Below are 13,759 nucleotides of genomic sequence, written 5' to 3' on the forward strand. Positions count from 1 at the left end.
GCTCGTATACGAAAGGGACGTCGACGTTCATGGCACCACAGGTCAGTGATGACGCCGCAGCACGCATCCAGGTAGCGGCGACCCCGCAGGAGCTCATTCGCAACTTCTGCATCATCGCCCACATCGATCACGGCAAATCGACACTGGCCGACCGGATGCTCCAGATCACCGGGGTAGTGCAGCCGCGCGATATGCGCGCCCAGTACCTCGACCGGATGGACATCGAACGCGAACGCGGCATCACCATCAAATCCCAGGCCGTGCGCATGCCGTGGGAGGCCGACGGCGCACCCTACGCCCTCAACATGATCGACACGCCGGGCCACGTCGACTTCACCTACGAGGTGTCGCGCTCGCTGGCCGCCTGCGAAGGCGCACTGCTGCTTGTCGACGCCGCCCAGGGCATCGAAGCCCAGACCCTGGCGAACCTGTACCTGGCGATGGAAAACGACCTCACGATCATCCCGGTGCTCAACAAGATCGACCTGCCGGCCGCCCAGCCGGACAAGTACGCCGACGAGCTCGCCGGGCTCATCGGCTGCGAACCCGAGGACTGCCTGCTCGTCTCCGGCAAGACCGGCGAGGGCGTCGAAGAGGTCCTCGACCGCATCATCACCGACATCCCCGCCCCGGAAGGCGACCCGGACGGCCCAGCCCGAGCGATGATCTTCGACTCCGTCTACGACACCTACCGCGGAGTCGTCACCTACGTCCGCGTCGTCGACGGCAGCCTGCGCCCGCGCGACAAGATCGAGATGATCTCCACCCACGCCACCCACGAGCTCCTGGAGATCGGCGTATCGTCACCGGAGCCGCACCCGTCGAAGGGCCTGCGGGCAGGCGAGGTCGGCTACCTCATCACCGGCGTCAAGGATGTCCGGCAGTCCCGCGTCGGCGACACCGTCACCACCGCCCACAATGCCGCAACCGAGCCGCTGGCCGGCTACCAGGACCCCAAGCCGATGGTGTTCTCCGGGCTGTTCCCGATCGACGGATCCCAGTACCCGGATCTGCGTGAGGCACTCGACAAGCTCAAGCTCAACGACGCCGCACTCACCTATGAACCGGAGACCTCCGCGGCACTCGGCTTCGGGTTCCGCTGCGGGTTCCTCGGCCTGCTGCACCTGGAGATCGTGCGCGAGCGCCTCGAACGCGAATTCGACCTCGACCTCATCTCGACCGCCCCGTCGGTCGTCTACGAGGTGCGGATGGAAGACGGTTCCGAACACACCGTGACGAATCCCTCGGAGTACCCCGAGGGCAAGATCGCCGAAGTGCACGAGCCGATGGTGCGCGCCACCGTGCTGACCCCCAGCGACTTCGTCGGCCCGGTCATGGAGCTGTGCCAGGCCAAGCGCGGGCAGATGAACGGCATGGACTACCTGTCCGAGGATCGCGTCGAGCTGCGCTACCGGATCCCCCTCGGCGAGATCGTCTTCGACTTCTTCGACCAGCTCAAGTCCCGCACCAAGGGCTATGCATCTCTCGACTACGAGCCCGACGGCCAGCAGGCCGCCAACCTCGTCAAGGTCGACATCCTGCTGCACGGCGACACCGTCGATGCGTTCTCGGCGATCGTCCACCGCGATGAGGCGTACAGCTACGGCGTGAAGATGGCCTCGAAGCTCAAGGAGCTCATCCCGCGCCAGCAGTTCGAGGTGCCCGTCCAGGCCGCGATCGGTTCGCGGATCATCGCCCGTGAGACGATCCGGGCGATCCGCAAGGACGTGCTCTCCAAGTGCTACGGCGGTGACATCAGCCGTAAGCGCAAGCTGCTGGAGAAGCAGAAGGAAGGCAAGAAGCGCATGAAGATGGTCGGCACCGTCGAGGTGCCCCAGGATGCCTTCATCGCCGCACTGTCCTCCGACGGCGACGGGGCGAAGAAGAACTGATATGCCCGCCCAGCCTGCGGGCGAACCGGTACCGCTGGACGGCAGCCTGCCGGCCAGCGCAGTCGTCGGTGCCGCCGAGCGCGGCCTGAGCCTCTATATCCACGTCCCGTACTGCCGGGTGCGCTGCGGGTACTGCGACTTCAACACCTACACCGCCGACGAGCTCGGACCCGGCGCCTCGCGCAGCGACTACCGCCCGATGCTCGCCGCTGAGCTCGACTTCGTCCGGGCATCTATGGACCGAGCGGGCTTTCCCGACCGGGAGGTCTCCACGGTCTTCTTCGGCGGCGGCACCCCGACCCTGCTGCCAGCAGACGTGCTGGCCGGGGTGCTGACAGACGTGCAGGAGCGCTTCCGGTTCGCCGCTGATGCGGAGATCACGACCGAGGCGAACCCTGACACGCTGAGCCCGGACTACCTTGCGACTCTGGCAGCGGCTGGATTCACGCGGGTGTCTCTTGGCATGCAGTCGGCCGTTCCCGAGGTGCTGGCCACCTTGGACCGCACGCACGACGCCGCGCGGATCCCGCAGGTCGTCGAATGGGCGAAAGAAGCCGGCCTGCAGGTCAGCCTCGACCTCATCTACGGCACACCGGGGGAGAGCCTCGATGACTGGCACGTCTCCCTCGAACAGGCGATCGCCTGCGCACCTGATCACGTCTCGGCCTACTCGCTCATCATCGAAGACGGCACGAAGATGGCTGCCCAGATCCGGCGCGGGCAGCTGCCGATGCCCTCTGACGACGATGCCGCTGACAAGTACGAACTCGCCGACCAGCTGCTCGGTGCCGCCGGCTACCAGTGGTACGAGGTGAGCAACTACTCAACCGGTCCAGACACCCGCTGCCGGCACAACCTCGCCTACTGGCACGGCGACGACTGGTGGGGATTCGGACCCGGAGCCCACTCCCACCTCGGCGGGGTGCGGATGTGGAATGCCAAGCATCCGCGTGCCTGGGCCGACCGGCTGCGCGCCGGGCATAGCCCGGTCATCGGCCGGGAGATCCTCGATGACGAGGTGCAGGAACTGGAGCGGATCATGCTCACCGCCCGGCTGCGCGAGGGCCTGCCGATCGCGAGCCTGCCGGCTGCCGGCCAGGTCGAGGCTGCCGAGTTCGCACGCGCCGGGCTGCTGGAGGCCGGCGCCTTCGAACGCGGGATCTTCAGCCCGACGCTGCAGGGCCGGCTGCTGTGCGACCTCATGGTCCGCCGGATCACCGAAACGCTGTGAGGCCGGCCCCAGCGGGACCGGCCTCACAGAATCACGAGCTCGTGCTGGTCACTTGACCATGTCGATGGTGAGCGGCGCACGGTAGCCCTCACCGTTGTTGCCGCGCACGGCAGAGATGATCGCGAACACATACAGCGCGATCACCGGGACGAAGTACAGAACGTAGATGATCGCTCCGAAACCGAGTGTCACGATCGTGATGATGAAGAAGACAATCCCGAGGCCGATGAGGTAGAGCGTGTAGGAGATATTCGTATTCAGCATCTGCCGTGCGTGTTCGCGGACGAAAGCGCTGCGGTCCTTGTAGATGACGAAGATGATGAGCGGCATGAGCCAGCCGAGCAGCAGGATGCCGACGCCGTTCCACATCGCCATCTGCCGTTCGTCAGGATCGGCGTGCCAGTAGCCTGCCGACCCCTGCTGGTAGGCGCCTTCTGGGTGGGGGCCGCGCAGCGGTACGCCAGCCAGAGTCGAACCGCCGATCGGCTGGCCGTTCGGGGCCGTCGGGCGCTGCTGCTGAGGACCCGGCTGACCATAGGCGCCCGGCTGTCCGCTGTAGCCGCCAGGCTGCTGGTAGCCGCCGGGCTGGGAACCGGGACCAGGATGGCCGCCGGGCTGCGAGCCGTAGCCGGGCTGGCCGGCCGGCTGCGAGCCGTAGCCGCCCTGGGGATTGTATTCGGAGCTCATGGCTGTCCTTTCAGAGAGTGTTCTGCGCTCTACGGTAGTCGAGGTGCGCGCGTGCCGTCACGGCGCGATGATGCAGTCCTGGCACATCGGAACGGCGCGCGGATGCGGCAACAGTCTGACACAGGTGCCGTGGCCGCTCACACCTGCCCGTAGAGGTGGTCGACGGTGACGAAGTCGATGAGCTCCTCGACCCGGCCCGACAGCGTCGGCTCGACATCGGCGATCGTCCTCACCGAGCGCAGGATCCGCTGCCAGCCCAGAGCGATATCGCGCTGATCGCGGGCCGGCCAGCCGAGCCGGCGCAGCGTGCCGACCTTGAAGTCCTCCCCGCGCGGGACCTGCGGCCACACCGGAATCCCGACGACGGCCGGCTTCACCGCCTGCCAGATGTCGATATAGGGGTGGCCGATGATGTGCACGACCCCGGCGAAGCGCTCATCGGCGAGCACCGCCTCGGCGATGCGGGATTCCTTGGTGCCGGCCACGAGGTGATCGGCGAGCACCCCGACGCGATGCTTCCGGTCGGGTCCGAACTCGGCGAGCTTGTCAGCCAGCACGTCGAGGCCGCCGAGCGGTTCGACGACGACGCCCTCGCCGCGCAGGTCATCACCCCAGATCTTCTCCACCAGCTCAGCGTCGTGCTTGCCCTCCACCCAGATGCGCGAGCCGCGGGCCACCCGTGCCCGCTGGTCGGTCCTGGCCACCGATCCCGAGGCGGTGCGCGCCGGGGCAGCCGGGCGGCTGGCCTGCGGGCGGGTGATCGTCACCGGTTTGCCGTCGACCCAGTATCCCGGTCCCAAGGGCGCGAGGCGGGTGCGGCCGTGGCGGTCCTCCAAGCGCATGACCCAGCCGGCAGAGGTCTTCTCCACCCCGGTGATCGCCCCGACATACCCGGTCTCGACGTCCTCGACGACGAGGCCGCGCTGGGCGGGCACCTCAGCTGAGCGGGGACGGCGGTGGGCGCGCGGGGAGGAGCCGGCGAGCACATCGGCTCCGTAGGGATCGTAGAAAGTCACACGACAAGGGTAATTGCGCCCACCCGGTGTGGCCCTGTTTGGGCAGACCATCGGCGAGGCGTACACTTGATTGGCACTCGCATTGACTGAGTGCCAGCCCGCGTGCGTGCGGGCATGCGGGCCGGACACGAGTGAGGAGGAGGTCGAGGCCACGTGAACGATGACCGCCGGACGCGCGTGCTGCGCGCCATCGTCGAAGACTACGTCGCCACGAACGAGCCGGTCGGCTCGAAGGCGCTCGTCGAACGCCACCAGCTCGGCGTGTCCCCAGCGACCATCCGCAACGACATGGCCGCGCTCGAAAGCGAAGGGCTCATCGCCCAGCCCCACACCTCGGCCGGGCGCGTGCCCACCGACAAGGGCTACCGGCGCTTCGTCGACCGCATCGACGAGGTCAAGCCGCTCTCGGTAGCCGAGAAGCGGGCGATCGCCCGGATCCTCGAAGAGCCACTCGACATCGACGAGATGCTCGAGCGCACCGTCCGGCTGCTGGCCGGACTGACCCAGCAGGTCGCCGTCGTGCAGTACCCGATCGCCCGGCAGACGAAGGTGCGCCACATCGAACTCGTCTCGATCGCCGCCCACCGCCTGCTCGTCGTGCTCATCAGCGACGCCGGGCAGGTCGAACAGCGCCTCATCGACGCCGGCAGCGAACTGACCGACGAGGAGGTCGCCAGCCTCCGCGACCGCATCCGCGCCGCCGTGCACAACGTGCCGATGGACGCCGTCAAGCAGGCCTGTGAGCGCATCGAGGTGCCACCAGAGCACCAGCGAGCCGCCCACGCCGTGGCCACCGCCCTGGCCGACCTCAGCCAGGTCGGCCGCCAGGACCGCCTCGTCATGGCCGGCACCGCCAACCTCGCCCGCTCCGCCCGCGAGCTCGGCGCCCACATCGGCCCACTCCTCGAAGCCTTCGAGGAGCAGGTCGTGCTGCTCAAGCTGCTCACCTCGATCGCAGCCGAGACCGACGAGGTCAGCGTGCGCATCGGCAGCGAGAACACCGTCGAGTCCTTCTCCTCGACCTCGGTCGTGGCCACCAGCTACGGGGCGCAGGATTCTGCGGCCAGCCTGGCGGTGCTCGGCCCGACCCGCATGGACTATCCGACGACGATGGCCGCAGTGCGAGCTGTGGCGAAGTACGTCTCGGTCATTCTCAACGACTGACCGGCCCACACGCCCGCAACAGACAACCGATCCGCGAATCGCCTCATCGATCAAAGGACGAACGTGACCAACCACTATGAAACCCTCGGCGTGCCGAAGGACGCCTCGACGGCGGACATCAAGAAGGCCTACCGCAAGCTGGCGCGCGAACTCCACCCCGACGTCAACCCCGGCCGGGAAGACGAGTTCAAGCAGGTCGCGGTCGCCTACGAGGTGCTCTCAGACCCGGAGAAGCGCCGCAACTACGACATGGGCGGCTCCGAATACGGCCAGGGCTTCGGCGGAGCGAACTTCGGCGGGTTCTCCGACCTGTTCGAGACGTTCTTCGGCGGCGGCATGGGCGGATCGCCCCAGCAGCCGGCCTCGCGCAAGCGCCGCGGCAAGGATGCGCTCATCGGCATCGAGATCGACTTGGAGACCGCAGTCTTCGGCGGCACCGAGGAGATCGACATCGCCACCGCCGAGGTGTGCGAGACCTGCCAGGGAGACGGCACCCGGCCCGGCACCTCGGTCGAGACCTGCTCACTGTGCCACGGCACCGGCTCGGTCCAGCAGATGACCCGCACCCTGCTCGGGCAGATGGTCACCAACCAGACCTGCAACAACTGCGGCGGCTACGGCACCCGCATCACCGACCCGTGCACCTCCTGCCACGGCGACGGACGCGTGCGCGTCGAACGCACCCTGAGCTTCCGGATCCCAGCCGGCGTGTCGACCGGCACCCGCATCCAGCTCGCCGGCCGCGGCGAGGTCGGACCCGGCGGGGGGCCTCCCGGAGACCTGTTCATCGAGGTCACCGTCGCAGAGCACGCCTCCTTCGAACGCGACGGCGACAACCTGCGCTGCACCATCGAGGTGCCGATGACCGCCGCCGCCCTCGGCGCGACGGTCAAGCTCGACACCTTCGACGGTGCCCAGGACATCGAGATCCCCGCCGGCACCCAGTCGGGCACCACCCAGAAGCTCGCCGGCCTCGGTGCCAAGCGGCTGCGCCACCAGAGCCGCGGCGACCTCATCGTCACGATCAACGTCGCCACCCCGAAGAAGCTCGACGCCAAGCAGACCGAGCTGCTCGAAGAGCTCGCCCGGCTGCGCGATGAGACCCAGCCGGAGGCCACCGTCGGCAAGGCCGATGAGCGCAGCGCCTTCCGCCGGTTCCGCGAGAGGTTCGCCGGGCGATGACCCTGCCGGTCTTCATCGACCCGGACATCACCCACCCCGGCGAGCACGGTGAGGTCATCGCACCTGCGGCGGTGGCTCATCACGTCGTCACCGTCCGCCGGATGCAGGCGGGCGAGGAGCTGCAGCTCAGCGACGGCGCCGGCCTGCGCATCACCGGCACCATCACGACCGCTGAACGCAATGACCTGCGCATCGCCGTCACGGCCGTCCAGGTCGATCCACCGGCCAACCCGCAGCTCGTGCTCGTGCAGGCCCTGGCGAAGTCCGGCCGCGACCTCGCCGCCGTCGAAGCGGCCGTCGAGGTCGGCGTCGACGCCGTCGTCCCATGGGAGGCGCAGCGCTCGATCGTCAAGTGGCCGGCAGCCAAAGCCGGCAAGTCGATCGCCAAGTGGCGCCACACCTCGGTGGCGGCCGCCGAACAGTCCCGCCGCGCGTTCGTGCCTGCCATCAGCGAACTCGCCCGCGGCACCGGACTGGCTGACACGTTCACGGATGCCGATGCGGTCTTCGTGCTGCACGAGACCGCCAGCCAGCCGCTCACCGCACAGCTGCGCGAGCTGGCCGACAGCCTGACGGCCGCACCGGGCGGCATCGAGCGGCTCGTGCTCGTCGTCGGTCCCGAAGGCGGGATCTCCGATCCTGAGATCGCCGCACTCACCGCAGCCGGTGCGCAGACAGCCCTGCTCGGTGCCAGCGTGCTGCGCGCCTCGACAGCCGGGCCGGTCGCCCTCGGACTGTGCCAGGCCGCCCTCAGCCGCTGGTGAGCCCAGGCGGGCCGGGCACCGACGCGCTAGAGTTGCCCATGAGAATCCGCACGCGAGAACACCGCTGAACACAACCTGAGAAGAGGACCTGAGCTGGAGCCCCAGAACACACCGGCACCCGAAGACACGCGCGAGGCCGAGACGGCGCACACCCGCGTGCACCTGTCGATCCCGGAGAACATCGACCCCGTCGCCCTGTTCGGGCCCGCCGAGGTCAACCTGCGCACCCTTGAGGCACTCGCCCCGGAGGTCGACATCCACTGTCGGCAGCACGAGATGACGCTCTCCGGCCCGGAAGCCGCCGTCGGCTCGCTCGTGACGACGATCGGCGAACTCAAAGCGCTCGTCGCCGCCGGGCACATCATCGAACCCGATGCGGTGCGCCGGGTGCACACGATGGAGCCCGAAGCCGGCAGCCCAGCCCGCGTGCTCAGCGAGAACATCCTGTCCTCCCGCGGGCGCACCGTGCGCCCCAAGACCTACGGCCAGCACCAGTACGTCGCAGCGATCCGCTCGCACACCATCACCTTCGGCCTCGGCCCGGCCGGCACCGGCAAGACCTACCTGGCGATGGCGATGGCGGTCAACGCGCTGCAGAACAAGGCCGTCTCGCGGATCATCCTCACCCGGCCCGCCGTCGAGGCAGGGGAGAACCTCGGGTTCCTGCCCGGCACCCTCGACGAGAAGATCGACCCGTACGTCCGTCCGCTCTATGACGCGCTGCACGACATGATCGAACCCGACCGGATCAAGATGCTGCTCGACTCCGGCACCATCGAGGTCGCCCCGCTGGCCTATATGCGCGGCCGCACGCTCAACGACTCCTTCATCATCCTCGACGAAGCGCAGAACACGACGTTCGAGCAGATGAAGATGTTCCTCACCCGGCTGGGCTTCGGCTCACGGATGGTCGTCACCGGCGACACCAGCCAGGTCGACCTGCCCGGTGCCGCACGCAGCGGACTCGTCCTCGCCCAGGACATCCTTGGCCACGTCGACGACATCCAGTTCTGCCGCCTGACGAGCAAGGACGTCGTCCGCCACGACCTCGTCTCGGCGATCGTCGACGCCTACGACCTGTGGTCCGGGCGCGAAGCCGGTCCCGCGAGCCAGAAGGGACGCTGAGATGGCCATCGACATCGGCAACGAGACCCCAGCCGAGATCGACCTGCCGGAGGTCGTCGCACTGGCTGAGCATGTGCTTGAGCGCATGCACATCAACCCCGCCGCCGAGGTGTTCATCCGGTTCATCGACGAGGCGGCGATGACCGAGCTGCACCTGCGCTGGATGAACCTCGACGGCCCGACCGACGTCATGTCCTTCCCGATGGACGAGCTCAAGCCCGGCCAGGACGAAGCCGGGATGCTCGGCGACATCGTCATCTGCCCCGGCGTGGCCGCCGAACAGGCCGCAGCCGCCGGGCATTCGCTCAGTGATGAGATCCTGCTGCTCACGGCTCACGGCCTGCTGCACCTCATGGGCTATGACCACCACGAGCCCGAGGAGAAGGAAGAGATGTTCGGCCTGCAGCGCCACCTGCTGCTGACCTGGTTCGCCGAGCGCGAGCCCGGCCGCACGACGATCCCCGAGCCGACTGAGGACTGAACACCGTGCCGATCCTCGCGTTCATGCTCCTCGGCCTCATCTGCATCGCCTTCGCCGCCGTGCTCGCAGCAGCCGATGCCGCGATCTCGAACGTCTCCCACCACGAGATCTCCGACGCTGCCGAGGACGGCACCCGCGGCGGCACTACTGCCGCGGCGATCCTGGCCGACCTGCCCACCCACATCAACGTCCTGACCTTCGTCCGCCAGTTCTTCGAAGCACTGGCCACGGTCTTCATCGCCGTCGGCTACTACCATGTCTTCGGCATCAGCTGGCAGCTCATCCTCGCCTCCGTCATCACTGCCTCGATCGCGGTCTTCGTCGTCGCAGGCGTGTCCCCGCGGACCATCGGCCGGCGCCGGTCGCTCAAGGTCAGCCTGCTCACCGGCTGGCTGGTCGCCGGACTGCGCCGCGCACTCGGACCGGTGGCGCGGATCCTCGTGTGGCTGGGCAATGTGCTCACCCCCGATAAGGTCTTTCGCGACGGCCCGTTCGTGACAGAAGAGCAGCTGCGCGATCTCGTCGAGCGCGCCTCGGCTGTCGACGTCATCGAAGACGAAGAGCGCGACATGATCGAATCGGTTTTCAACCTCGCCGACACCCGCGTGTACAAGGTGATGGTCCCGCGCACCGACATCGTCGCCATCGACTCCGACCAGCCGCTGGTCAAGGCGATGGAGCTGTTCCTGCGCTCGGGCTTCAGCCGCGTGCCGGTCATCGACGACGACCTCGACGACGTGCGCGGAGTGGTCTACCTCAAAGACGTCGCCCGCCGCCTGCACCTGCACCCTGAAGACGCCGAGGCGCCGGTGTCCGAGCACTGCCGGCCGGTCGTCTTCGTACCCGAGACCAAACCGGTCGATGAGCTCATGCGCGAGATGCAGCTGGCAAGCAACCACGTCGCGCTGGCCGTCGACGAATACGGCGGCACCGCCGGGCTCATCACGATGGAGGACATCGTCGAGGAGATCGTCGGCGAGATCGAAGACGAGTATGATGCCGCCGAGGACGATATCGTCGAAACCGCGCCAGGGGAGTACCTGGTGAGCACCCGCACGCAGATCGACGACCTCGCCGAGTTCTTCGACACCCGCATCGAAGACGAGGACGTCACAACCGTCGGCGGGTTGCTGTCGAAGGCGATCGACCGCGTGCCGATCGCCGGGGCGCATGCGACGATCTCCGGACTGTACATCGAAGCCATGCCCGGCCAGGGCCGCCGCCACCGCATCACCCACGTGCGCGTGCGGCGGGAACGAGAGACTGAGGACGTATGACCGACCTGTTCCGCACCGATCTGCCCGAGGGCTACCGCGCCGGCTTCGCCTGCCTCGTCGGCCGCCCGAACACCGGCAAGTCCACCCTGACCAATGCGCTGGTCGGCTCGAAGATCGCGATCACCTCGGCGAAGCCGCAGACCACCCGCCACACGATCCGCGGCATCGTCCACCGCGACGACCACCAGCTCGTCCTCGTCGACACCCCCGGCCTGCACCGGCCGCGCACCCTGCTCGGCGCCCGCCTCAACGACCTCGTCGCAGCGACCCTGAGCGAAGTCGACGTCATCGGCTTCTGCCTGCCGGCCAACGAGCGCATCGGACCCGGCGACCGCTACATCGCCGAACAGCTGCAGATGGTCTCCGGACGCACCCCGGTCGTGGCACTCGTGACGAAGACCGACCTCGTCGACCGCGAACGGCTGACCGAGGCGCTCATCGCCGTCGAACAGCTCGGCGACTTCGCTGACATCGTCCCGGTCTCCGCCCGCGACGGCTACCAGGTCGACACCGTCGACGCAGTGCTGGCCAAGCACCTGCCCGAATCCCCGCCGCTGTACCCCGACGGTGAGATCACCGATGAACCGGAGACGGTGCTTGTGGCCGAACTCGTCCGCGAAGCGGCCCTGGAAGGCGTGCGCGACGAACTGCCGCACTCCCTGGCCGTCCAGGTCGAGGAGATGCGCCCGCGCGAAGACCGGCCGGAGGACAAGCCGCTGTGGGATGTGCACGTCAACCTCTTCGTCGAGCGCCCCAGCCAGAAGGCGATCGTCATCGGCCGCAAGGGCGCCCGCCTCAAGGAGATCGGCATGACGGCCCGCAAGAACATCGAGGCCATCCTCGGCACGTCGATCTACCTCGACCTGCACGTCAAGGTCGCCAAGGACTGGCAGCGCGACCCCAAGCAGCTCGGACGGCTCGGCTTCGACTTCTCCTGAGGCACCCGGTCGGGCACCACAGCCGGTCAAACGTTTGTAGACTTATGTGCTGTGAGTGAACCGCAGATCATCAAGCTGACCGAGCGCCGCCCGGAGGTCGCCCCCGAAGACCTCATCGACGGATTCGTGCCGCCGCCCCACTTCTCGGATGTGTCGTTCGACAGCTACCGGCCGGACCCGCAGCAGCCCTCGCAGTCCGAAGCCCGCGACAAGCTGCGCGACTTCACCCAACAGCGCCGGGAGACCGGCTTCCTGTCCAAGCTCTTCGGCTCCAAGCCCAAGGTCGGCAAGGGCATCTATCTCGACGGCGGATACGGTGTCGGCAAAACCCACCTCCTGGCAGCCGCCTGGCACGCCCACGAGAAGCCGGCCACCTTCGGCACCTTCGTCGAATACACCAACCTCATCGGCGCCCTCGGCTTCCAGCGCGCCCGCGACGAGCTGTCGAAGATGAAGCTCGTGTGCATCGACGAGTTCGAACTCGACGACCCGGGCGACACTGTCATGATGTCGCGGCTCATGCGCGAGCTCACCGACGCTGGCGTCAAGATCGTCGCGACCTCCAACACGCTGCCCGGCGCGCTCGGCCAGGGGCGCTTCGCCGCCCAGGACTTCCTGCGCGAGATTCAGGCACTGTCCGACCAGTTCACCGTGCTCACCATCGACGGTGAGGACTACCGCCACCGCGGCAGCCCCACACCTCCGGAACCGGTCGATGCCGCAGGACTCGACGACTACGCCGCCGGCACCAGCGCGACGATCGTCGCCCGCGATGACTTCGACGCGGTGCTCGAGCACCTGTCATCTGTCCACCCCTCCCGATACAGCCGCATGCTCGAGGGCATCGACATGGCGCTGTGGGACGACGTGCACACCATCGACAGCGAAAGCGTCGCGCTGCGCTTCGTCGCTCTCGTCGACCGGATGTACGACCGCGGCATCAGCATCCAGAACAGCGGCCAGCGCCTCGACGCCGTCTTCACCGACGACATGGTCTCCGGCGGGTATCGCAAGAAGTACCTGCGCTGCCTGTCCCGGCTCACCGCGCTGGCCAGCGGAACGGAGAAATGATGAAGCTCGAACCCGCTCAGCAGCCGCCGCTTGCCGACAACGTCGACCAGGCAGCCCCGGCCGAGGTCGCCGAGCTGCTGCGGTTCAAACCCGGTGGCGACTTCTCAGCCATCGACACCTCAGCCACCCCGGGCTTCACAGGGGGCAAAGCCGCCGGCAAGGAAGCCCAGGCGATCGACCACGAGCTGCTCTCCGACCTGCAGGAGCGCCTGTACGCCAACGCCAATGCCGGCGACCTGCGCAAGGCAGTGCTGCTCGTGCTGCAGGGCCGGGACACCGCCGGCAAAGGCGGAGTCGTCAAGCACGTCGTCGGCGCGCTCAGCCCGCACGGAGTGCAGGTGGCCGCCTTCGGAGTCCCGACGGAGGAGGAGGCCTCGCACCACTTCCTGTGGCGGGTCTACCGCGCACTGCCGAAGTTCGGAAACATCGGCGTCTTCGACCGCTCGCACTACGAAGACATCCTCGCGGTGCGGATGCACAAGCTGCGCCCGCCGTCGGTGTGGCTCGAACGCTACGACACGATCAACGGATTCGAGGACAGCCTGACCGATTCCGGCATCCACATCGTCAAGTGCATGCTCACCGTCTCCCAGGAAGAGCAGGCCGAACGGCTGGAGAACCGGCTGCGGCGCGTGGACAAGCACTGGAAGTACAACAGCGGCGACGTTGCGGACCGCGGACGCTGGTCGGAGTACACGCAGGCCTACCAGGACGTCCTCGATCGCACGTCGACCGATGAGGCTCCGTGGTACGTCATCCCAGCCGACCGGAAGTGGTACTCCCGCTGGGCGATCGTGCGCCTGCTCATCAACGAACTGCAGAAGCTCGACCTCGACTGGCCGCTCGGCGACTTCGACCCCGAGGCAGAGCTGCGCGATCTCAAGGAGACCAACAAGCAGTTCTCCGACTGACGACGTCGCGGCTGACGCGC

The 13,759-nt window shown here is 67.8% G+C and carries 13 protein-coding genes; 11 read left to right on the forward strand and 2 right to left on the reverse strand.

Going from position 1 to position 13,759, the window contains the following annotated elements:
* The first annotated feature begins 29 nt into the window (after positions 1-29).
* Together lepA and hemW are read left to right on the forward strand one after the other, a co-directional pair.
* The gene (lepA, locus tag M3C25_RS00735) at positions 30-1,892 is read left to right on the forward strand and encodes a translation elongation factor 4 (RefSeq protein WP_259854561.1); all 1,863 of its coding nucleotides are present in this window, start codon (positions 30-32) and stop codon (positions 1,890-1,892) included.
* 1 nt (position 1,893) lies between these two features.
* Complete coding sequence (gene hemW, locus M3C25_RS00740; RefSeq protein WP_259854565.1) at positions 1,894-3,123, forward strand: radical SAM family heme chaperone HemW; 1,230 nt, start codon at positions 1,894-1,896, stop codon at positions 3,121-3,123.
* 48 nt (positions 3,124-3,171) lie between these two features.
* Here the strand turns inward: hemW and M3C25_RS00745 are convergent, their stop codons facing one another.
* Entirely contained in the window at positions 3,172-3,810 is a 639-nt protein-coding gene (locus M3C25_RS00745) for a DUF4870 domain-containing protein (RefSeq protein ID WP_102160369.1), read from the reverse strand.
* 137 nt (positions 3,811-3,947) lie between these two features.
* Positions 3,948-4,826 carry a DUF3097 domain-containing protein gene (locus tag M3C25_RS00750; RefSeq protein WP_259798027.1) on the reverse strand — a complete coding sequence of 293 codons (879 nt, stop codon included), beginning with the start codon at positions 4,824-4,826 and terminating at the stop codon, positions 3,948-3,950.
* Positions 4,827-4,979: 153 nt separating this feature from the next.
* On the opposite strand from M3C25_RS00750, the gene hrcA reads away from it, so the two are divergent.
* The 9 genes from hrcA (at position 4,980) to M3C25_RS00795 (ending at position 13,739) form a co-directional block, all read left to right on the forward strand.
* Complete coding sequence (hrcA, locus tag M3C25_RS00755; RefSeq protein WP_259854568.1) at positions 4,980-5,990, forward strand: heat-inducible transcriptional repressor HrcA; 1,011 nt, start codon at positions 4,980-4,982, stop codon at positions 5,988-5,990.
* A gap of 63 nt (positions 5,991-6,053) precedes the next feature.
* Positions 6,054-7,172: a molecular chaperone DnaJ gene (gene dnaJ / locus M3C25_RS00760; RefSeq protein ID WP_259798023.1), complete on the forward strand. Its 1,119-nt coding sequence runs from the start codon at positions 6,054-6,056 to the stop codon at positions 7,170-7,172.
* On the forward strand, positions 7,169-7,936 hold the full coding sequence (locus M3C25_RS00765) for a 16S rRNA (uracil(1498)-N(3))-methyltransferase (RefSeq protein ID WP_259854569.1): 768 nt from the start codon (positions 7,169-7,171) through the stop codon (positions 7,934-7,936). The genes dnaJ and M3C25_RS00765 overlap by 4 nt, the downstream gene beginning before the upstream one ends.
* A gap of 156 nt (positions 7,937-8,092) precedes the next feature.
* On the forward strand, positions 8,093-9,061 hold the full coding sequence (locus tag M3C25_RS00770; RefSeq protein WP_102160361.1) for a PhoH family protein: 969 nt from the start codon (positions 8,093-8,095) through the stop codon (positions 9,059-9,061).
* A gap of 1 nt (position 9,062) precedes the next feature.
* Positions 9,063-9,542 carry an rRNA maturation RNase YbeY gene (gene ybeY / locus M3C25_RS00775; RefSeq protein WP_102160360.1) on the forward strand — a complete coding sequence of 160 codons (480 nt, stop codon included), beginning with the start codon at positions 9,063-9,065 and terminating at the stop codon, positions 9,540-9,542.
* Between the two features lie 5 nt (positions 9,543-9,547).
* Entirely contained in the window at positions 9,548-10,819 is a 1,272-nt protein-coding gene (locus M3C25_RS00780; protein ID WP_259798009.1) for a hemolysin family protein, read from the forward strand.
* On the forward strand, positions 10,816-11,757 hold the full coding sequence (gene era / locus M3C25_RS00785) for a GTPase Era (protein ID WP_102160358.1): 942 nt from the start codon (positions 10,816-10,818) through the stop codon (positions 11,755-11,757). Before M3C25_RS00780 ends, era begins: the two co-directional genes overlap by 4 nt.
* 51 nt (positions 11,758-11,808) lie before the next feature.
* Positions 11,809-12,828, forward strand: coding sequence for a cell division protein ZapE (zapE, locus tag M3C25_RS00790; protein ID WP_259854570.1), 1,020 nt, complete (start codon positions 11,809-11,811; stop codon positions 12,826-12,828).
* On the forward strand, positions 12,828-13,739 hold the full coding sequence (locus M3C25_RS00795) for a PPK2 family polyphosphate kinase (protein ID WP_259854571.1): 912 nt from the start codon (positions 12,828-12,830) through the stop codon (positions 13,737-13,739). The genes zapE and M3C25_RS00795 overlap by 1 nt, the downstream gene beginning before the upstream one ends.
* Positions 13,740-13,759 lie beyond the last annotated feature (20 nt).

It is taken from the genome of Brevibacterium luteolum (assembly GCF_025147615.1).
Classification (GTDB): domain Bacteria; phylum Actinomycetota; class Actinomycetes; order Actinomycetales; family Brevibacteriaceae; genus Brevibacterium; species Brevibacterium luteolum.